Source organism: Zwartia hollandica (assembly GCF_019923725.1).
Classification (GTDB): domain Bacteria; phylum Pseudomonadota; class Gammaproteobacteria; order Burkholderiales; family Burkholderiaceae_B; genus Zwartia; species Zwartia hollandica.
Map to the genome: position 1 here is coordinate 180,899 of NZ_JAHXRI010000001.1, position 20,567 is coordinate 201,465.

Consider the following 20,567-nt stretch of genomic DNA (forward strand, 5'->3'; position numbering starts at 1 on the left):
CGTCGATCCCCACTGAACCAAGGGCTCCCCTTCGAGAGGACAACGAATGAATCGTTTCGATGATGCTGGCAAATTGATACTGCGCCTGACGGTCGGCCTGTTAATGCTGTCGCATGGCCTGCACAAGCTAATTAACGGTATTGACGGGATCAGTGCGCTGATCGCGACAAACGGGTGGCCCAGTCTGCTGGCCTACGGTGTATACATCGGTGAAATTGTTGCACCAGTCCTAATCATTCTGGGCGTGTTAACCCGCCCAGCCGCGCTGATCGTGGTGGTGAACATGATTCTTGCCGTCTATCTTGCGCACAGTCATCAATTGTTCCAACTGACTAAAACGGGTGGTTGGTTCCTTGAGTTGCAGGCGTTTTTCTTATTTGGTGCGCTTTGTGTCGCCCTGCTAGGAGCGGGTAAATTTAGCCTCGCAGGCCCACGGGGGCGTTTCAACTAGCGAATATCACCAAACCGCTGCCGAATAACTGCCATTTCGGAATCAAACACGACGCGTGCTTGCGCTAGACAGAGACGCTGATCGTCTACGGGCATCGCCTTACAGGCGTTCTGAGCGTCCTGATGAGCAGCTAGCGCTTCAGCGCGCGCAGTTTTGAACTTTTGCTCTGGTGTAACGTCCTCCTCACTCCAACGAGCAGGGTCAGAGTCGCCTGAGCCCGGCCATACAATCTCGGGAACGGGTGGCAACGCTCTTTGAGCAAAACAGATAGGTGCTAGAAAGCTCAGACCGAAAGATAACAGCAAGCCCCTTGTGAGGTGGCCAAAACGCTTTGAACGAGAGCTACGCATCATCATTCCTTTGTTCAATAACGATCACTTGAGTTACTTTACGCTGATTTCCCAATAAAACGACTCTTCGAGTTTGATATGACGCAAAAACATATTACTTGGCAGGCCATCATCAGCTTAATGATGGCGCTCTGCCTAACGCCTGTCGCAATGGCGCAACTTAAGCCAGGCGCCACCGCTCCGGCTTTTAATGCGCCCGCTGCCCTGGCCGGTAATACTTTTACGTTTAGCTTAGTGGAAACGCTAAAGACTGGGCCAGTTGTTGTGTATTTTTATCCGAAGGCCTTTACTAGCGGCTGCTCCATCGAGGCCAACCTCTTCGCTCAGGCGACTGAGGACTTTCAAGCGCTCGGCGCCACGGTCATCGGTGTCTCTGGAGATGACATTGAAACCCTCAAAAAATTCTCACTTGGTCCCTGTGGCGGAAAGTTTGCAGTGGCAGCAGATCTCGATCGAACGACAATGAAAGCCTACCAGGCAACCTTGTTTTTTTCCTCAGAGATGGCGAGTCGGATCTCATATGTGGTGACACCGGATCTAAAGATTTTTTTTACTCATGCGAGCCTGAGTCCTGATCAACATGTATCCAGTACCCTTGCTGCGGTCAAGCGCTGGCGCGAGCAGACCAAATGACGAGTATCTGTTGGTTTAGAACCGATCTCCGAATAGCAGACCAACCGGCTCTTTACGCTGCGGCCGCTTCGGGTTCGGCTATAGGGTTGTTCATCATCTCGGAAGAACAGTGGGCCTCTCATCAAGATGCGCCCGTGAAAGTGGATTTTTGGTTGCGGGCGCTCAAAAGCCTTTCTGACGAACTGGCCACACTAAATATTCCGCTCAAACTCCTTACTATTCAGCAATGGAGAGACATACCGCGGGCTCTGCTTTCATTTGCGAAGCAACATGGCGCGACCTCCATTCATTGCAACCGAGAGTACGGTTTGAATGAGCGCAACCGAGATCGAGCGAGCTACAAACTACTCAAAGAGCATGGCATCGACCTAACCGGTCACTTAGGGGCAACCCTATTAGAACCCGGTACCATCAAGACGGGAGGGGACAGCTACTACCGTGTATTTACACCTTTCGCGCGGGCTTGCCGTAGCGCGCTCGAGGCGCGTCCATACGTCCTGACACCTGCACCGGCTAAGCAAGTTAAGTTGGCTTCAGTGACGACAGATCCCGTCCCAGCAACACTCTCTTATTGTGAGGATGTATCGCAGACAATTCGGCAGGGCTGGCCTGCGACTGAGGCAGAGGCGTACAAACGCCTCGAGCACTTCTCGCAAGAAGCGATCTATCACTATCAGCGTGATCGCGACATCCCCTCTCTTCCTGGAACCAGCACACTTTCCCCTTACCTAGCAGCAGGCTTGGTCTCGGCAGGTCAATGCTTATATCGTGCCATGAGTTGTAACCAAGGTGAGACAGGGACAGGAAAGCCGGGGGTTACAACTTGGATCACAGAGCTTCTTTGGCGCGAGTTCTATCAGCACCTTCTTCACGGCTATCCAGAGCTCTCCATGCACCAGCCTATGCGACCGCAAACTAACGCAGTGCTCTGGCGTGATGCTCCAGACGATTTTGCTGCGTGGACAAAAGGAGAAACTGGCGTACCGTTGATCGACGCAGCAATGCGGCAACTTCTGCACACCGGTTGGATGCATAATCGCTTGCGCATGGTAGTGGCGATGTACTTAACAAAGAACATGTTGATCGACTGGCGACGAGGAGAAGCCTTTTTTATGCGGCATCTCATAGACGGTGAGCTTGCTGCGAATAATGGGGGCTGGCAATGGAGTGCCTCTACAGGAGCAGACTCTGCACCGTATTTCAGAGTCTTCAATCCGATCAGCCAATCGGAGAGATTTGACCCAAAGGGAGCTTTCATTAAGCACTGGCTGCCCGAGCTGACGAGTGTTAGCACCAAAGAGATTCATGACCCCCTGCCCCTGACCCGCTCAGCCATCGGCTACCCCATGCAGCGCGTCGATCTTCGCAGCTCTCGGTTGCGTGCGATCGAAGCGTTCTCTTCTCTTAACCCGTGAGTATCTCTATGCGCCTTGAAAATTTGAGTGCTACCAAAATCGATGGCCAATTACAACAGCTCAACGTCTACGCAGGCAAAGTGCTCCTTATTGTCAACGTTGCCTCGAAATGCGGATTTACAAAACAGTACGCAGATCTTGAGATGCTGCAGCAAGAGTTCGGTGCTCAGGGTTTTACGGTGCTAGGCTTCCCTTGCGACCAATTTGGTCACCAAGAGCCTGGAGATGAGGCGCAGATCGCCAAGTTTTGCGAAACGCAGTTCAAGATCTCCTTTCCGATGTTTGCGAAAATAGCGGTGAACGGACCGGAGGCTAGCCCTGTGTTTGAGTGGCTAAAACAAGAGAAAGCTGGTCTCCTCGGCACTGAGAGTATCAAGTGGAATTTCACTAAATTTTTAGTGGGTCGGGACCAACGCGTCATCGATCGCTACGCTCCTACGACGAGGCCAACGGAGCTGCGGGGCGACATCCAACAAGCACTATCACTCCCGTATACTTCCGCTGACAAATAACCTGGATTGCCAACGTGCGTCGATTTTTACTTGCCATCGCTGTGACCACTTTGACGTTTCTCGTCGCCTGTACCTCACAACCCTCGGGTGGGGACATTACGCTAGCGAGCTCGCCGCAGCCGTCCAGCGCAACCTCAAATAAACGTTCCCAACCCACCATTACAGTGAACGAGGCGACCCCAGCGGCCCCCACGAACTTCCAGACTGGCTCCGGCGCGACAATCAACATCGGCACTCAATACAACGACACAGCCGGAGCCGCTAAGCCTGCTGCCCCGATTGTTTCCACTCAAAGTGTTATTCAGCCATCGCCGCTGCGCTCGCCCGTTCCCCTACCTCCAGTTGCTACCGCACCGACTCCACCGAAAACGGTCAGTTCAACATCAGCCACCCCAGTTGCGCGTGTGCCGGCCAGACCAAAACCAGAGGCTCAGACTGCAAGCAATCAGCAGGGAGTCCAGCCATCGAAAAAACAGGTTCTCGTCCTCACAAAACCGGCCTGCACCGGAAAACAGTGTCCAACAATCAAGTTCGAGCGGCTCATTTTTACCGAGCACGAACGGTTTAGTAATTTCGTTGAACAGTCGCTCCTCTCAATGGCACAAATTGAGTCGAACCAGGCCAAAAACTTCGAGACCTTGAATCAACTTAGCGACTACTTTTGGGCAACGGCAAGACCGCGGAATGAAATTCTGTTGCGTGCAACGCTTAAGCGCGCAAATCCGGCGCTAGTCGTCGTGCAGCTTGATAGCTATCTTTACTCTGGCGGTGCGCACGGGAACTCCACAACACAATATATCAATTGGCTGCCCCAATCGGACATCGTGGTCAATCTACCGATCATGATCCCTTCAGACAATATGCCTGCGTTCGAGGCGGCACTCAAGCGGCAACATGCTCGCTGGTTAGAGACGAACGCGCTTGCAAAAGCAGACCCTCAGGCCTACAACAAGATGTGGCCCTTCCGGCTTTCTGAGAATGCAGCACTCTTAGAGGAGGGTATCGCAGTGACCTACGACCCCTTCGAGATCGGTCCCTATGCCTTGGGTATGCCCACCCTGGTGGTACCTTATGCTGAACTGCAAGGCATACTGCGCCCTGAGTTGATGCCGCGCTAGCTTACTGAGTTGCGGATTGTTTAGCACGACGCTCGCGCGCAATTTTTTCGAGCGCTTGGGCCAGAGGTATGTTGCCTTTTTCGCGAGCGGTGTCAATTGCGTCTTGGGCCTTGAAGTTCGACGCCGTGGGATCTGACCCCGCGTTGATAAGTGCCTGAATCACTTCGACATTTCCCGTACGAACCGCCAGAATCAAAGCCGTATCACCATCGGGATTCAACTCGTCGACAGAGGCGCCGTTGGACAGTAGTAATTTAACCACTGGGACTTGGCTCTTAATGGTCGCGTAATGCAACGCATTCCACCCTGGTTGACTCACGCGCGCCCCTAATTCGATCAGCTTTTTGGTACGCGCGAGGTCGCCTAGCAAAGCTGTGTACATAATCGGCGTCTCGTTGTACTGATTTCCGAGATTAATGTCTATTTTCGGATGTCCCATCAGCAGATCGAAAGCTCGCCAGGAGTCCTCGCGAGCAGCGTAGATCAGAGCCGGTTGCTGATCCGGATTCTTTCGATTGGGGTTAAATCCCGTACGAAAGAGCTCTCGCATCTCGGCGTCACGGTCATTTTTGATCATCAGCCAGTACTCCTTTAGCACCGCTGGACTCGAAGGCTGAGCCGAGACGCTACTCGCAGAGATTATCAAGGCACAAAATATAAAAAAACCGGAAACATATTTGTTGAATTTCTTTCTTAAGTTTGACATAAAAATATTATTCATCCGGATAAATTTAAAAGAAACGTAAGAAATACTATCTAAAGTGTTACTTGAAGTAATAAATAGCGAATATTGCACTTTAAATAATCTACTAGAGCTAAATTAGTTTAAATAATTGACCTTAAACTAACTTTTTAACTTACTGAATAAATTGAAGAAATTGTTAGTTGAAGCAAGCTCGATCTCGGCAAGCGGCACGCCTCGAAGTGCAGCCAACATCTCAGCTACGTGCACGACTTTTGAGGGATCATTTATTTGCCCGCGATATGGAACTGGTGACAAGTACGGAGCATCTGTCTCGATCAAGATGCGCTCAAGCGGCATCCGTTTAGCAACTTCCTGAAGGTCTTTCGCGCTTTTAAAAGTCACAATCCCTGAGAAAGAGATATAGAAGCCCAACTCCATCGCTTGGCAAGCGACCTCCCAGGACTCGGTAAAGCAATGCATCACCCCACCAACCTCTTGAGCTCCCTCTTCTCGCATAATCTGTATGGTGTCGGCCGATGCGGAGCGAGTATGAATAATCAGGGGCAGCTGGGCTTGGCGCGCTGCACGGATGTGCGTGCGAAATCGCTCTCGCTGCCAAGCTAAGTCTCCGGTTAAACGAAAATAATCGAGCCCTGTCTCGCCGATCGCTACGACCTTTGGATGCTGACTTTGCTCAACAAGTCCGTCAACGCTAGGTTCAATCGTATCTTCATAATCTGGATGCACGCCCACGGACGCCCAGAGTGCATCATTCTGCTCAACAATTTCTATTAAGCCAGGCCAGTCGGGCAAATTAACGCTCACGCACAACGCGTGCGAGACTCGGTTCACGCCCATTTTTTTTAGAATTTCTGGTAGCTGTGCTGCCAACTCTGGAAAATCTAGATGGCAGTGTGAATCCACATACATAAGGAATTGTTCCAGACAAGGGTGTTAAAAATTAAAAGATCTATCTGTTGGTAACTTGCTGGCAACTTAGACTCACGCGTTGCAAGGCAGCCTGAGCAAACAGCTTTGCATTCAAGGGATGCCCTGCGACGCGCGATTGCTCAGCAAGCCATTTGCTCAAATCGCTTAGTTTCCTGGGGTCGCCCTTACGGGCGATTGCCTCAATACTCTTACTCAATCCTGGGTAATAACGCGGTGCCAAGCAATGCGCGGCAAGATTCAAATCTACCGTAGCGCGAGACAGCGCGTCCAACCAAGAGGGCGTGGGAAACTTCGCAACAGTATCTGCGAGTGTCCCCAGGTCAAAGGATCGGGCCGACTCAAGGGATTGCAACAGACCACCGAGCCACGAGGGACACGCCTGCTCATCAGAATGCGCTAGGCGCCGCGCTTCTACTGGAGCACCTCCGGCTGCGGAGAGCCACTGTTCAGGCGACGTCACGCCTTGACCCGCCAGCCACTGCATTGCTTCAATATGTCCGGGTGTAGGGAGTGCAAGCCGACGGCAGCGAGACAGTAACGTGGGCAAAAGCCTGTCTGGAGCGCTGGCTACCAACAAAAACACTGTCGACGCGGGCGGCTCTTCCAGCACTTTCAGCAACGCATTGCCAGAAATCGTCGTCAAGGCCTCTGCGGGATAGATGACTGCGACGCGCCAACCGCCACGGTGAGTCGCATGGTTGAACCAAGGTTCCATCGAACGAATTTGATCAATCCGAATGTCCTTAGAGGGAGTCTTTTTAGACACCACACTCCCAGAGGCGACATCCCCAGACGCCTCCAACGCGTCCTCACCCGTTGCGTCTTCAGCACCCTCTTCTAGCGCCATGGCCTCAGGCCGAATGCGCTTGAGATCTGGATGGTTGCCGTGTGACATCCAACCACAGGCGAGACACTTGCCGCAAGCTAGGCCGTCGGTTGGACTCTCACAAAGTAAGGCGGCCGCAGCGGCCAACGCAAACTCTCGTTTACCAATGCCAGCCAGTCCATGAATTAACCACGCGTGCGCAAAGCGCTCACGCGCACCTAGCCATTCGCGAGCCAAGCCGGTTTGCCATGGAAGGAACAAAGCCTGACTCATTGAAGTATCCGAGACTGCACCAAGCGTGTTAGTGCCTCGCTCAGATCAGTGCGTATTTCGTCAATTGGTCGTGTCGAATCAATGACCGTGAATCGATTGGGCTGTTTGGAGGCCCGCTCTAAATACACCTGACGCGTGCGCAGAAAAAACGCGTCTGCCTCAGTCTCAAAACGGTCCTGGTCTCGCGTGCGATTCAGGCGTTCGCGGGCGACCTCCAGTGGAACATCAAACAACCAGGTCTTGTCAGGCTGCAAGGTCGGATGCACCCAATTCTGGAGAACTTCAATTCGAGCCGTCCCGAGCTCTCGACCCCCGCCCTGGTAGGCAAAGGTCGCATCCGTGAAGCGGTCGCAGACCACCCACGTTCCTGCCGCAAGCGCCGGCTCAATCACTGTCCTGATATGTTCAGCGCGTGCCGCAAACATCAGCAAGGTCTCGCATTCAAGTGTCATTGGAGTGTGTAACAAAAGATCGCGGAGTCTCTCTCCGATGGGAGTCCCACCCGGCTCACGCGTGCAAAGCACGGGCTGGCCAAGTGAGCTGAGCATCTCAACAATCCATTGCACATGCGTACTCTTACCAGCACCATCAACACCTTCGAGCGTTAAAAACAATCCGCGTGCGGGCATCATGGCTTGCGTCCCAAAATATATTGCGCCACGTTACGATTGTGCTCTGGCAACGTCTTAGCGAAGGCACTTGTCCCATCTCCCTTCGCTACAAAATACAGATAGTCATGCTTTTCAGGCTGCAATGCAGCCTGAAGGGAGGCAAGCCCTGTACTTGCAATTGGCGTTGGCGGCAGTCCATTACGTGTGTATGTATTCCACGGCGTGTCGGTTTGAAGATCAACCTTACGTAACCTTCCTGTATAGGCCTCCCCCAAGCCATAAATGACCGTTGGGTCTGTCTGCAAAGGCATATTTAACCTGAGCCGATTTATAAAAACGCCAGCGATTCGTGCCCGATCCGACGCCTTACCCGTCTCTTTTTCTACAATCGAAGCAAGAATCAAGGCTTCATAGGGAGACCTAAGTGGGAGCCCTTCTTGTCGCACCTGCCAGGCCTTTTCTAAGACTCTCTGTTGTGTACGAGCTGCTCGCTCTACAATCTCTGTGTCGGGCGTACCAATCGAAAATATATATGTATCCGGAAACAACAAACCTTCGGGAGGATAGGATTTAAGCGCCGTTCCCCCTTGTATTAACCGTGGTACTTCTTGGTCCGTCCAAGGAGGATCGGATTTTTTTATATCCGGATTAGATAAAATGGCTGCTCGTACTTGCCTAAGCGTCCAGCCTTCCACGATTGTGATCTGCCGTGACGTGACTTCCCCAAGCGCGATACGACGCAGCACATCCCAGACGCTATCTCCACGGGCTATCTGATAGCCACCCGCCTTAAGTTTCTTATCAAGCTCCGTGGCTCTGGCAAGCATCGCAAACGCGCCCGAATTAACCTGAACGCCAGCCTGGTTGAGTAGCCGCGCAATCGTTGCAGGCGTGGCACCCGCTGGGACTAGCAGATCTACCTTGGCGCTCGGTAGTTCCAGCGGGCGCGTGACCCACTGGTAACCCACTGCAGCTACCGCGCCAAGCAGCACAACGATAGGCAATACCAGATAAAGGAGAAGTTTATTGAGCAGTTTCATGAGGTTCACAGTTTAATATGCCTTGCGTAGGTTCCAATCGTTTTGCCCATTAAAAGTCTCATGCATCCATTTTTTCAGCACACCGTTACTCATACCGAAACGCATCCAAGCAGTGAAACGCCACCGGAAGCTATCACCGTCCACCGTCTCGAGGACGAGCTCACCGTGCTGTCTGTGACGGGTGAAGATGCGCTTAGCTTTCTTCAAGGCCAAATTACCAACGATCTCGCCGCCCGCGGCACAGATGCCGCATGTTTAGCTGGCTACTGCACGGCGCAGGGACGTTTATTGGCAACTGCAATTTTCAGCCAAGACAGATCACGCGCCTCGACACAAACGGCACAGCCTGCACAATCGCACGAGATTTCCATGCTTTTGCGCAGCGATATCGCGACAGCGGTAGCCAAGCGCCTATCGATGTTTGTACTTCGCTCAAAGGTAAAGATAGCGCCATCCGCTTACGCAGCCGCTGGGGTATGTGCACCCAACAGCAAGCTAGACATGCTCACTGCAGCCTTAGGTCACGACCTACCTCTTACGCCGTGGCAGACCATGCACGACAAGACCGGCACTTGGATCGCAGCACCGACACGGCCTGGCTTTCATCGCTGGTGGTGGCTAGCGTCGAAAGAAGCCTCTGAGCCAAGCCAAATCAACTGGCCAAGCTTGAATGCGGTCCTAGCCTTGGCAGATACAAAAATCTGGTTCACCATAGACATTCAGCTCGGACTGCCCTGGGTCGAAGCAAAAACTCAGGATCTTTTCATTCCTCAAACGCTCAACCTCGATTTGATTGAGGGCGTCAGCTTCACTAAGGGCTGCTATCCCGGGCAAGAGATTGTGGCGCGCAGCCACTACCGGGGCACGCTTAAACGCCGCATGACCCTCGCCCGAGTAGACACCTTGCTCGGCGCTGAAGTAACACCTGGCCAAGATATCTATGAAGGCGATCAGCCTTGCGGACGCGTGATCAACCTATCAAGCTCGGGCGAACAGTCCTGGTTACTTCTTGAGGCGCCCTTCGACGCAATGGATCGCAATGCGCTGTTACTCGGCAGCGCAACCGGACCTCGCGTACTTCTAGAGTCGCTTCCTTACGAGATCCGCCCGACAAAAACCTAACGTGACTTATTGTCAGTCACGCTTGATCAAATTAACAATGCTCGAGAAGTCCAGCTTTCCGCTGCCTTGGGCGCTGTGCATTGCAAACAAGTTTCGTGCGAGCTCGCCCAACGCAATGACCGACTGAGTACTGACGGCCGCTTCAGCAGCCAGACCAAGGTCTTTGAGCATCAGGTCCACGCCAAAGCCACCGGCATAGCCCTTAGATGAGGGAACGTTCTCCATCACACCTGGCCATGGGTTGTAGAGCTCAATCGCCCAGTTACGGCCAGAGCTCTTAGCGATGATCTCAGAAAGTACTTTGGGGTCCAGTCCGTTGGCTACCCCTAGGGCCAACGCCTCGGCGGTGCCTGCCATTGCAATACCGAGCAGCATATTGTTTGCAATCTTGGCAACCTGGCCAGCACCGGCTGCACCGGCGTGGAAAATGTTCTTGCCCATTTTCTCTAACAGAGGGCGGGCGCGGGCTAGATCAGTAGCCTCGCCGCCGACGATAAAAGTCAGTGTCCCAGCAATCGCGCCACCAGTGCCACCCGAGACTGGGGCATCGATCATTGCGAGGCCACGCTCCGAAGCAGCGCGTGCAACTTTGCGTGCGGAATCAGCGGCAATGGTGCTGCAGTCAATAATGAGGGCCTTCGATGGAATCTTTGTCAGCAAACCCTCGGCACCCAGGTAGACCCCTTCGACGTGCTTGCTTGCTGGCAACATCGTGATCACCACATCCGCATCTATGACGGCATCGCTTGCCGACTTAGCCGCACTCGCACCGCCGGCGACTAGCTGAGCGACCGATTCAGCAACCAAATCGAACACCTTAAGGCTAAACCCACCCTTGATGAGATTCAGCGCCATGGGGGCGCCCATATTTCCTAATCCAATAAAGGCAACACGTGTCATGACAACTCTCCTAGTGTGTGTAATGGGTGCTTGAACGGCGGTATGGGCAAGGTGAAGAATTTTTCGACCCAGTCTGCACTTGCTTCCTGGAGTGTCGCAGGATTCCATTTGGGTTGTTTATCTTTATCGATCAACAAAGCCCGTATCCCCTCAGCAAAATCTCCATGTGATGCGGCCATCAAACCCGCAATCCACTCGGTGCGAAAAACCTGTGCAAGCGACATGCGCTTCGTGCGCTCAAGCAATGCGAAAGTTAGTCTTGCCGAACCTGGGGAACCAGACGCAAAGGTTTTGGCCGCACGTTGCAGCCAGGGGTCTTCTTGCGCGGCAAGCGCCAAGAGGTTTGCTGCCACTTGATCCAAATTCGACGAGACACAAGAGCGTTGAATCAAGGCTTGATGTGTCTGTAACGGACCGACTAACGGTGTAGGTTGCGTGGCCAACTGGGCAATTAACTGATGCAGCTTCGCATGATTATTTGTGAGCGCCAAATCGCGATCATCGCGAAAGTTCGACTGCTGTCCGGCAGCGCACGCGGTCCAACTCACAGAAGCAACTGCCTGCGTCAGCTGATCCCACTTGCCGCGTTCAACGTGGTAATCGGCTAAGCCTGCAAATAGCGCATCGGCCGCACCGACCTGAGCACCGGTTAGCCCCATGAATAGCCCAGTTTTTCCCGGTAGTCGGTTTAGGAGCCAAGTGCCTCCTACATCTGGAAACAAGCCGATTGATATCTCCGGCATTGCCAAGCGGGAGGTCTCGGTGACTATGCGGTGACTTGCTCCCATCATCAGACCCATTCCGCCGCCCATGACAATGCCATCTCCCCAAACGAGCACAGGTTTGGGAAAGGTATGCAGCCGATAGTCTAGGGCGTACTCTTCCGCGAAAAACGTACCTGCATACACATTTGCAACAGGCGCAAGACCCGCATACTCGAGCATACTGTGATGCAGCGCGTGAAGATCACCACCTGCACAGAAAGCTTTGTCGCCTGCGCCCTTTAAAATCACCAACGCTACCTTCGAGTCGCTTGCCCAATGTTCAAGCTGGGTCGCCAACAAACGCGTCATATCCAGCGTCAACCCATTTAAGGTCTTTGGAGCGTTAAGCGTAGCAACACCCGCACACATTCCGCCTGCACATGGAATAGTCGAAAAAACGACAGGGCTCTCATCAAGCTGGCTCATTCCAGTATCAATCCTCTCTCTAGTAACTGTTGCGCAATAATGACGCGCATGATTTCATTCGTGCCCTCAAGAATTTGATGCACGCGCGTATCGCGTACCAAGCGTTCAAGAGGATAGTCCTTAAGGTATCCATATCCGCCGAGCAGTTGCTGCGCGTCCAAGCAGACAGAAAAACCTGCGTCCGTTGCAAAACGTTTAGCCATCGCGCTGTAAACCGTCGCATCCGACGAGTCGGCATCAAGCTTGCAAGCTGCTAAGCGAACCATCTGCCTCGCGGCGACGACTTGAGTTGCCATGTCTGCATACTTAAACTGCAATGCTTGGAACTGAGTCAGGTCCTTGTTGAATTGTTTCCTTCCTCGCATGTACTCTCGGGCGACGTTCATTGCACCTTGCGCAGCACCTACAGAGCAGGTTGCAATATTGATGCGCCCGCCTACAAGCCCCTTCATTGCGAGTTTGAAACCCTCCCCCTCCTTTGCTAGCAAGCAATGTGCGGGCACCTCTACGTTGTCGAACGTAATCGCGCGGGTCGACTGACTATTCCAGCCCATTTTGAGCTCTTTGCGACCATAACTGATGCCAGGCAAGTCAGCAGGAACCGCAAAAGCTGAAATACCACCAGCACCGGCCGCCCCAGTGCGTGCCATCACTACCAGCAATTCGGTCTCGCCAGCGCCTGAAATAAACGCCTTCGCCCCATTTAGCAGGTAAAAATCCCCTTGCTTTTGGGCCGAGGTCTTCAAAGAGGCCGCATCCGAGCCCGCGCCCGGTTCGGTAAGGCAGTAAGAAGCCAACTTGTTACCGCCGGCTAATGCCTCTCCCCACTGCTCGAGGAGTTTTGGCGATCCCCAGGTTCCAACCATCCATACGGCCATGTTGTGTATCGTAAGAAAGGCGGTGGTCGAGGGATCCACCGCAGCCAACTCTTCAAATACAATAGATGCATCCAGACGTGACAATCCTAAGCCACCCATTTCCGCAGGCGCATACAGACCACAAAAGCCAAGTTCACCAGCACGCCGAAAGGCGTCAACGGGGAATATGCACTCTTGATCCCAGCGTGCTGCGTGCGGGGCGAGTTCGCCTTGCGCAAACTCGCGTGCAAGCTGTGCGAAAGCTTGTTGCTCCTGACTCAGTTCAACATCCATTCAACCTCCGGTCTACTTTTAAGCAAAACAAGTCAAACAGCGGTAACTACTTCATCTTGCCTCAGACAGTGCGATCCGCTATTGGGACTCTATTTTTTGTTTGGCGTACCTTCTGACGATGTGCAGCGCGTCTACGGCGCGCCACCTTAGGCTCAACCACAAGCGCCCGATACAGTTCTACCCTGTCGCCATCGCTAAGCAGAGCGCAAAGATCGCACTTCACTCCAAAAATGCCAAATGTCACAGCCTCATCGACGAGCATACCAAACCCGGAGTGCTCTCGCGCCCTACTGAGTGCATCCTGCACTAGGGAGCCCTTGGCTAGCATTAACGTGACTTCTCGACATGATTGGGCCAGGGCGTAACACACGGTGACCTGAATCAAGGTACCGGGTAGCGAGGGCAAGCTCAAGAGCCATCTCCGTAGCACTGGGCTGCGCGTTGCGTGAAGGAATCGATGAAGCTTGTCGCGATTCGATTAAAGACCGGCCCGACAACAACCTCAAGCGCTCGGCTAGAAAACTCATAACGCAAGGTAAACAACACCTTGCACGCATCCTCTGCCAAAGGCATAAATCTCCACTCGCCATCGAGCGCCGAAAACGGCCCTTTTACTAAGGACAACGCGATACGGCTGGGGAACTCGTGGGTATTGTTGGTTGTAAAGGTATGCTTAAGGCCGGCAATCGCGATCGTTATTGATGCCTGCACTCCAGACGCATCCTGCTTGTCGACAGAGGCGCCACCGCACCAAGGCATGAATTCTGGGTATTTTTGAACATCCGCAACTAAGTTAAACATCTGGCTTGCGCTGTGCGGAACCAAAACGGAGCGCTCGACTGTATGCATGCTGTGTTGTGATTGGCTAGAATGCAGACATTTTAGCGGCAGTCGCACGATATGTGCGCTCGGCCCTTGCCATTTGACCAAGGTTAGAGGCGATCATGACTGTGCGCAACAACCGACGTTCCGGCATCTTGCTTTCGGCTGCAATTGTGGCCCTCGGGTTATTAACCGGTTGTTCCATGAAGGACTGGCCAGCGTTTCTAGGCTTGATGGAGCAAGAGCACACAAACCCAAGCGATGCAGGACCCTCAGCGCCAATCTGGCCAAGTATCACGCAGCACTATCGATTGCCAGCGATCAGTACACCAATCGTCGCACAGCAGGCCAAACTCTACGCCTCGGGAGCCAATCATTTCCAAACGGTGCTTTCAAACGCGACACCCTACTTGTATTTCGTAGTGCAGGAGCTAAAGCGCCGAAACATGCCCGTTGAATTGGCGTTCCTTCCCATTATCGAGAGTAGCTATTCGCCAAGAACAAAAACGGGGCTCAACCCCGCTGGGCTCTGGGGCCTCATGCCGGTCGCGGCTAAACATTTGAACTTAGTGCGTGACGAATTTAAGGATGAACGCAGAGACATTATTCGTTCAACTCAAGCGGCACTGGACTTGCTGCAAGAGCTCCATACCCAATTTGGCGATTGGAACTTAGCCTTGGCGGCTTACAACTGGGGGCCAGGCAATGTCACTCGTGCGCTTTCTAACAATGCAAAGCGTAAAGTACCCATAACGTACGATCACTTGTCTATGCCTAGGGAAACACAAGTATTTGTACCTAAGCTGTTCGCAATTCGCGACATCATCGCACGCCCAGACCTCTACAAAATCGCCCTCCCTAATATCCCGGACGCTCCCTATTTTGAGGTGATATCTGTCGCGCAAACCATCGATATTCACATTGCCGCTGAATTAGCTGACATGACACTTCAGGACTTTGTAGACCTTAACCCTGCATTTAACAGACCAGTCATTGTTGGTGGCCCAACACAGACAATCCTTTTGCCGATCGATCAAGCAAAAAAATATCGAGCAAATTTGAACCTCCGAAAAGAGGCGCTGTCTGCGTTCACGTCAGTCGTACTTGAAACAGTGGAAACACCGGAAAGCCTAGCACGCACCTGGAAAGTTGATGCAGCACGTGTCCGAGCGCTCAATCACTTACGTTGGGGTGTCCGCCTGAAGGTCGGCACCGTCGTTCTCTTGCCAATCCCAAGCGGACAACGCCCTTGAGCACACACCATGCGCGGGACCACTCGCGCATGATGTATGTTTATTGTGCGCGATTAAGCGACAGTACGTGCGGTGTCTTCCTCATCAAAATTGCGCGCGCATCGATCGCCGCATTCGTTGAATCCATCCATGACTGCATAAACGTTAAATAAGCGCTGTGCCCAACAACACCAAAATCCGGAAGATCTCGCATGCGATCACCACGCGTTGCCGCGACGAGTAAGTCGCGCTTAACGATCATGTCGAAGAGACAATCGTAATCATTCACATACGAATAGCCCGTCTTCAAAGAGCAGGCCTCAAGGTCTTTTCGCGCTTGTGCACTAAGTGAAGCACGTGTTTCTGCCCCCTGCATGACATCCACACCACGCGCGAGCTCCTCGCCAGTGAAGCGGCCAACCGACACACTGTCAAGCATGACGTGGTAACTCGCTTGTGCTTCTAGCCCACTCACACGCCAAACGAGCGACTTAAGAGCACTGAGTTCAGCACTTGCGACCGATTTAACCTGAGCGTGGCTTAAAACAAAGGGGACCGGTGGTAGAGCCATACCAACGTCGACGGATACTCCCTTTCCTCGCGTTAAGGCAGTCTGAAACTTAAGTGCTTTCTTTTCGTTTGCTCCGGCAGGGAGAAACTCTGTCTCAACAGTTCTGTCCGAAACATTGCTTTGAATCACAGCGGGCGCCAAGTTTGCTCCAATTTGCCTTAGAAACTCAACGGCCATCAAACCATGCCCTATGGCACTGGGGTGTATACGATCAGGGATCAATTTAATATCTTGAGACGACGCCGTAAGCGCTAGCGCGTTCTTTAACGTCTGATGCCACTGAACCTTCAGTACGTCTGCGCCAACTGCCTCAGCTTGCATCGCCGCAACAAGCCGTTCGAGCTGCCTTTGTCGGTCAATCAACTTTGATGGGGAGGCAACACCTGCGATATTCGCTGGACTCGGTTCGACCCAAATAATGCGCTTGACCCCCGCCTCACGAAGGCGCTCAATAATGGCTTGAACGTTCTTTATCAATGCAGCGTGCGGGCTGTTCAGAGGATACGCCGCATCATTCATTCCAAAATTAATCACAACAACGGTTGGACGATGAACCAGTACGTCTCGATCTAATCGATTGAGACCATCGAACGCAGAATGTCCACCAATCCCCGCATTCACAAACGTCAAATCCAGGTCTGGCCGACGTAGCAAGAAAAAAGTTTCGATGTATCGCCCGTATGTGTATGCAGCGGTGATGCTGTCACCAAGCCAAACAATGCGATCCCCTTGGGAAAAAGCCAAGGGTTTGGTCTGAGCAATTGCAGTGGTCAACGGCACACACAACATCACACATACCATCAAAAACTGGCGTAAATTTCGAATGCGTTTCACCCTATTTTCTTCCACCAGACCACACGGTCTTGTCACTCGATCTATCTTCATGGTTCACTCCTAGAGCCAAAAGGGTCATTGACTAGGTGCGCTATTACTTTTTGCTGCTGCCGCTGCAGCCTCTTCCTGTCTGATGCGCCGCTTCTCTGCCTCGGTTTGCCATGCAGTGCTTGTACCACGAGCAACTTGACGCATACGCTCTTGATGAGCACCTGAATTAGCGGTAATCGTCGCGTTAACAAAAACCAAATCCGTGACCCCAAAGGTCTTGACAATATCCTGGATATTGCGGAACACATAGCGATAGTCGACAACGACAACCTTATCGAAATGCGGCAACAGGTAGGGTGCAAAGGCATTGCCATAAGAGTTCTTGACCACAAGTGCCGTTCTACCCGTTCCGGCGCTTGTCGTGCCAACCAACAGCGGCACATCTCCGCCAAGAAATACGATATACCCACGGCTCTTCTCTGCGAAGAACTCGTGCGGCGCAGGCGTCTTTTGCTCCGGACCAACATATTGAGTGCTCTTAACAGTCACCGTTGTTGGCACGTAGTAGTCAGAGACCTTATCGGCTTGTCTGAGCTCGGGCGCTTGGGTCAGACTCCAAAATGACCCTGCGACTCCTGCAACCGAGCGCTTATCGAACGCGGAAAGCTCAAGTGGCGTAAGCCCCATCACTTGAGCCCACGCACGATAGGCATAATAGGCGCCCAGTCCAGTCCAGTGATGATCAGACTTGAAAAACATGGGTTCGGACGTATGGTCTTGCATTTCGGTGATGACATCGGCAAAGCGTACTTCAGGGTTCAGCGCTAACTTCATTGCCTCTAAGTTGCGCGCCTCCGAGGTCGTGCGCGCTCGCGCCGCTGCAGGCAGATAAAAATGGCTGCTTGTCGGAGTCACAACAACACTGACACTTTGCATATTATTTGGCTTCGCGACCTGGTCCACCCACGTGTTCACCGCATTCGCATAGCCTTGTGCAGACTTGTCTGTGCCCCCAAACATAAACAACGCCTGTCCCTCGTGTAGTAATACGCCTCCCACCACATTCAGTGGCTTGTTGCTGGGTGCCGCAGCCTGAGCTGTCAAGCTAGGCGGGGCGGTCTCCCGCGAGCGTGCCACTTCGGGTGAGGTCGACTGAGGAACCGCATTGACTTGTGGGGCCGTCTCTTGGGCACTAAGCGTGTCGCTCTTCTGTACACCTGTCGCTCCCTCAGCGCGCTCTAGGGGCTCAGGGGAAGCATTAGACTCACGATCAAGCCCTGGGGTAACCAGTGCGATCTCGGCTTCTGCCCCAACTTCTTTAGGCGATTCGTCCTGATCGGTACCGGTCTTAGGCTTAGCCCAGCTGTTTATATCCTCAAAGCCGGTATCACCACCCTTCACTTGGACAATGCGACCATCTAGCGTCAGACCGCGGTTGGTCCGCACGAAGCTCGCAACCTGGGTGAAGTACTCACGAAGGGGGAAATGATCGGCCACATACGACTCAATGCCGCGAGCAAAGCTTCCGTCTAACAAATTTTCTTGCGTCAGCTCTGGCCATGGGGCCAGCCGACGATTCTCAGTCTCGGAAACAGCTTGCCGAGACTCGTATTGCGCAAGAAAAATGACACCTAGCGAAGAAAGCAAAAGAAAAATCAAAAGTGCGTGCAGAATCCGTGCCGACCGACTTGCATGCGGATAGTGAACACCCGAGGCTTGTGTTGATTTTTCCATCAAAAACGAAAGTATAAAAACGGGTTGTAACTTTGACCGACTAGCAAGGCGGTACAGGAAAGCAACATGACCAAGTCGACAGCTAAGATTGCGATCGGTCTCCAACTAACAAGTGACCGCACGATGTCCAAACGCACGAGAATGGACGACGACCAAGGCGCGACGGGTGTGCACGCAACCAATGCCAGCGGTAGCCAGAGCGCGTGCGCCTGGATATCAGTGAAAGTTTGCTCACCAAACAATGGTGCCTCGGTAAAGCCAAACAAAATCATCGAAAACAGTTTCAGTTGCTGCAAATCTGTGAAGTAAAAGAGTGCCCATCCCAGCGTGACGATGAGTAGTAAATATAGGTGCCCGAACAGTCCTGGGAGCCTGGCGAGCAAATTGCCCAAAAAGAGACGCTCGATCGCGATCCAAACGCCAAAATAGAGCCCCCAAAGCATAAAGTTCCAACTCGGACCATGCCAAAAGCCGGTTAACGCCCAAACAATAAACAAGTTTCTATAAGGCCAACGTGCTCGCCCTCCCAAGGGGATATAGACATAGTCTCGAAAAAACGTACTGAGCGAAATATGCCAACGTCGCCAGAATTCGGTGACCGATTTGGAAATATAGGGATAGTTAAAGTTCTCGTGAAAATGGAAGCCGAACATCATTCCCAAGCCGATAGCCATGTCTGAATACGCAGAGAAATCAAAGTAGATCTGCAACGCAAACATAGCCAAACCCAACCAAGCGTCACCGGTAGACAACGTTGACAGGTCCCCTCCCATGGTCCGCTCGGCCCACTCGCCAGCGACGTTGGCAATGAATACTTTCTTGAATAGCCCGACACACAGGCGATGTAAACCCCGGCTAAACAAATCCCAGGAGTGCCTACGTCCGCGGATCTCCGCTGCGATATGAACATACCGCACGATTGGACCCGCAACCAGCTGAGGGAAGAGGCTTACAAAAAGCAAGAAATCGGTGAACCTACGCTGCGCACGGACATCTCCACGATAGACATCGATCGAATAAGACAGCGTTTGAAAAACATAAAACGAAATTCCGATCGGCAATGCATAGCCAGGCAAATTGAACGAAGCGCCAAAAGAAGTGTTGACGTTCTCGACCACAAAATCACTGTACTTAAAGACACCCAACAACGACAGATTTGAAACAAGAGAAAGGGCTAATGCAAGTTTCGGGCCATTTGTGCCACGCGTGCGCTCCATCCACAATGCCGCCAGCCAATCAATCGCTGCGGTGAGTACCAACAAAGACACCCAAATCGGCTCGCCCCAAGCATAAAAAAATAGACTGACTGCGATCAGGATATAGTTTTGCGCTTCGGTTGGGGCACCGGTATCTGTGGTTCCATCCGCGCCAACGCCATGACGAAACTTTGAGCCAAAAAAATAATAAAGGATCAAACTGCAGGGTAGAAACAGATACAGAAATACCAAAGAGGAGAAAACCATGGCAAGGAGGGGTATCTGTTACGGGGAGTTTGAGTTGGTGACTGGTGGAGGCAAAAACACGACGCATTATTCAAAAAAGCAACGAATTTTACCTAGATAACTGTCCCACTGCACCACGGGTTAAAATGAGGATCCTAGCTCTACGAGTGTGTAGGCTTTCTAAGCCCTCTGATAGAAACAATGAGCATCATCGAAAACCGCAAAGCGTTCCATGATTTTTTGATAGAAGAACGCTTTGAAGCAGGCTTAGTCCTGCAGGGGTGGGAGGTCAAGGCCATCCGCGAGGGGCGAGCGCAACTTAAGGAAAGCTATGTTGTGATTTTAGAGGGTGAGCTTTGGCTGTTGGGTATGCATATTAGCCCCCTCCACTCGGCCTCTACACACGTTCTACCGAACTCCACCCGCACCCGCAAGCTGCTGCTCAAGGCGGAGGAGATCAGCAAACTGATCGGCAAGGTAGAGCAGCGAGGTTACGCCCTTGTGCCGATTAATTTACATTATAAAAATGGTCGGATTAAGCTCGATTTTGGACTAGGAAAAGGCAAGAAACTGCACGACAAACGCGATGCGTCTCAAGAGAAAGACTGGGCTCGCGAGAAAGAACGCCTCATGAAACATGACACCCGGAACCGGGACTAGTAAAAATGGGGCCATCGGCCCCATTTTTACACTTACTACTAGTTTCTCTTTTT

At 52.5% G+C, this 20,567-nt stretch carries 22 protein-coding genes; 8 read left to right on the forward strand and 14 right to left on the reverse strand.

What is annotated here, in order from left to right; translation table 11 throughout:
- Positions 1–46: 46 nt before the first annotated feature.
- Entirely contained in the window at positions 47–451 is a 405-nt protein-coding gene (locus KZZ10_RS00835; protein ID WP_259659594.1) for a DoxX family protein, read from the forward strand.
- On the opposite strand, the gene KZZ10_RS00840 is transcribed toward KZZ10_RS00835, so the two are convergent.
- Positions 448–807 (reverse strand): hypothetical protein, encoded by a 360-nt coding sequence (locus tag KZZ10_RS00840; protein ID WP_259659595.1) that lies wholly within the window; start codon positions 805–807, stop codon positions 448–450. The two genes, KZZ10_RS00835 and KZZ10_RS00840, sit on opposite strands and share 4 nt — an antisense overlap.
- A 72-nt stretch (positions 808–879) precedes the next feature.
- Here KZZ10_RS00840 and KZZ10_RS00845 point away from each other — a divergent pair, with 72 nt between their 5' ends.
- The 4 genes from KZZ10_RS00845 to KZZ10_RS00860 are packed head-to-tail and all read left to right on the forward strand — an operon-like array spanning position 880 to position 4,479.
- A complete protein-coding gene (locus tag KZZ10_RS00845; RefSeq protein ID WP_259659596.1) occupies positions 880–1,434 on the forward strand; it encodes a peroxiredoxin in 555 nt (184 codons plus the stop codon).
- The gene (locus KZZ10_RS00850) at positions 1,431–2,849 is read left to right on the forward strand and encodes a cryptochrome/photolyase family protein (protein WP_259659597.1); all 1,419 of its coding nucleotides are present in this window, start codon (positions 1,431–1,433) and stop codon (positions 2,847–2,849) included. Before KZZ10_RS00845 ends, KZZ10_RS00850 begins: the two co-directional genes overlap by 4 nt.
- Positions 2,850–2,857: 8 nt before the next feature.
- Entirely contained in the window at positions 2,858–3,361 is a 504-nt protein-coding gene (locus KZZ10_RS00855; protein WP_259659598.1) for a glutathione peroxidase, read from the forward strand.
- Positions 3,362–3,375: 14 nt separating this feature from the next.
- Positions 3,376–4,479 carry an RsiV family protein gene (locus KZZ10_RS00860; protein ID WP_259659599.1) on the forward strand — a complete coding sequence of 368 codons (1,104 nt, stop codon included), beginning with the start codon at positions 3,376–3,378 and terminating at the stop codon, positions 4,477–4,479.
- Position 4,480: 1 nt separating this feature from the next.
- Here the strand turns inward: KZZ10_RS00860 and KZZ10_RS00865 are convergent, their stop codons facing one another.
- The 5 genes from KZZ10_RS00865 to mltG all read right to left on the reverse strand — a co-directional run bounded on the left by KZZ10_RS00865 (position 4,481) and on the right by mltG (position 8,865).
- Entirely contained in the window at positions 4,481–5,056 is a 576-nt protein-coding gene (locus KZZ10_RS00865) for an ankyrin repeat domain-containing protein (RefSeq protein WP_259659600.1), read from the reverse strand.
- Between the two features lie 267 nt (positions 5,057–5,323).
- Positions 5,324–6,094 (reverse strand): TatD family hydrolase, encoded by a 771-nt coding sequence (locus tag KZZ10_RS00870; RefSeq protein WP_259659601.1) that lies wholly within the window; start codon positions 6,092–6,094, stop codon positions 5,324–5,326.
- A gap of 40 nt (positions 6,095–6,134) precedes the next feature.
- Positions 6,135–7,214, reverse strand: a complete 1,080-nt coding sequence (holB, locus tag KZZ10_RS00875; protein ID WP_259659602.1) for a DNA polymerase III subunit delta' — start codon at positions 7,212–7,214, stop codon at positions 6,135–6,137.
- On the reverse strand, positions 7,211–7,843 hold the full coding sequence (gene tmk / locus KZZ10_RS00880; protein WP_259659817.1) for a dTMP kinase: 633 nt from the start codon (positions 7,841–7,843) through the stop codon (positions 7,211–7,213). Before tmk ends, holB begins: the two co-directional genes overlap by 4 nt.
- The gene (gene mltG / locus KZZ10_RS00885; protein ID WP_259659603.1) at positions 7,843–8,865 is read right to left on the reverse strand and encodes an endolytic transglycosylase MltG; all 1,023 of its coding nucleotides are present in this window, start codon (positions 8,863–8,865) and stop codon (positions 7,843–7,845) included. Before mltG ends, tmk begins: the two co-directional genes overlap by 1 nt.
- 60 nt (positions 8,866–8,925) lie before the next feature.
- Here mltG and ygfZ point away from each other — a divergent pair, with 60 nt between their 5' ends.
- On the forward strand, positions 8,926–9,987 hold the full coding sequence (ygfZ, locus tag KZZ10_RS00890) for a CAF17-like 4Fe-4S cluster assembly/insertion protein YgfZ (protein ID WP_259659604.1): 1,062 nt from the start codon (positions 8,926–8,928) through the stop codon (positions 9,985–9,987).
- Positions 9,988–9,999: 12 nt separating this feature from the next.
- Here the strand turns inward: ygfZ and mmsB are convergent, their stop codons facing one another.
- The 5 genes from mmsB to KZZ10_RS00915 form a co-directional block, all read right to left on the reverse strand.
- The gene (mmsB, locus tag KZZ10_RS00895; protein ID WP_259659605.1) at positions 10,000–10,887 is read right to left on the reverse strand and encodes a 3-hydroxyisobutyrate dehydrogenase; all 888 of its coding nucleotides are present in this window, start codon (positions 10,885–10,887) and stop codon (positions 10,000–10,002) included.
- Positions 10,884–12,077: an enoyl-CoA hydratase/isomerase family protein gene (locus KZZ10_RS00900; protein WP_259659606.1), complete on the reverse strand. Its 1,194-nt coding sequence runs from the start codon at positions 12,075–12,077 to the stop codon at positions 10,884–10,886. The genes mmsB and KZZ10_RS00900 overlap by 4 nt, the downstream gene beginning before the upstream one ends.
- A complete protein-coding gene (locus KZZ10_RS00905) occupies positions 12,074–13,228 on the reverse strand; it encodes an acyl-CoA dehydrogenase family protein (RefSeq protein ID WP_259659607.1) in 1,155 nt (384 codons plus the stop codon). The genes KZZ10_RS00900 and KZZ10_RS00905 overlap by 4 nt, the downstream gene beginning before the upstream one ends.
- Before the next feature lie 61 nt (positions 13,229–13,289).
- Positions 13,290–13,640, reverse strand: coding sequence for an RnfH family protein (locus KZZ10_RS00910; RefSeq protein WP_259659608.1), 351 nt, complete (start codon positions 13,638–13,640; stop codon positions 13,290–13,292).
- A complete protein-coding gene (locus tag KZZ10_RS00915) occupies positions 13,637–14,077 on the reverse strand; it encodes a type II toxin-antitoxin system RatA family toxin (RefSeq protein ID WP_259659609.1) in 441 nt (146 codons plus the stop codon). Before KZZ10_RS00915 ends, KZZ10_RS00910 begins: the two co-directional genes overlap by 4 nt.
- A gap of 95 nt (positions 14,078–14,172) precedes the next feature.
- On the opposite strand from KZZ10_RS00915, the gene KZZ10_RS00920 reads away from it, so the two are divergent.
- Positions 14,173–15,303, forward strand: a complete 1,131-nt coding sequence (locus tag KZZ10_RS00920; protein WP_259659610.1) for a transglycosylase SLT domain-containing protein — start codon at positions 14,173–14,175, stop codon at positions 15,301–15,303.
- A gap of 40 nt (positions 15,304–15,343) precedes the next feature.
- On the opposite strand, the gene KZZ10_RS00925 is transcribed toward KZZ10_RS00920, so the two are convergent.
- From KZZ10_RS00925 to KZZ10_RS00935, 3 genes are read right to left on the reverse strand one after another with little or no spacing between them, the layout of a single operon-like run.
- Entirely contained in the window at positions 15,344–16,738 is a 1,395-nt protein-coding gene (locus tag KZZ10_RS00925) for an SGNH/GDSL hydrolase family protein (RefSeq protein ID WP_259659611.1), read from the reverse strand.
- Between the two features lie 24 nt (positions 16,739–16,762).
- Entirely contained in the window at positions 16,763–18,412 is a 1,650-nt protein-coding gene (locus KZZ10_RS00930) for a DHHW family protein (RefSeq protein WP_259659612.1), read from the reverse strand.
- Entirely contained in the window at positions 18,412–19,875 is a 1,464-nt protein-coding gene (locus KZZ10_RS00935; RefSeq protein ID WP_259659613.1) for an MBOAT family O-acyltransferase, read from the reverse strand. Before KZZ10_RS00935 ends, KZZ10_RS00930 begins: the two co-directional genes overlap by 1 nt.
- Before the next feature lie 180 nt (positions 19,876–20,055).
- Between KZZ10_RS00935 and smpB the strand changes: the two genes are divergently transcribed.
- Positions 20,056–20,514: an SsrA-binding protein SmpB gene (gene smpB, locus KZZ10_RS00940; RefSeq protein WP_259659614.1), complete on the forward strand. Its 459-nt coding sequence runs from the start codon at positions 20,056–20,058 to the stop codon at positions 20,512–20,514.
- The last annotated feature ends 53 nt before the right edge of the window (positions 20,515–20,567 follow it).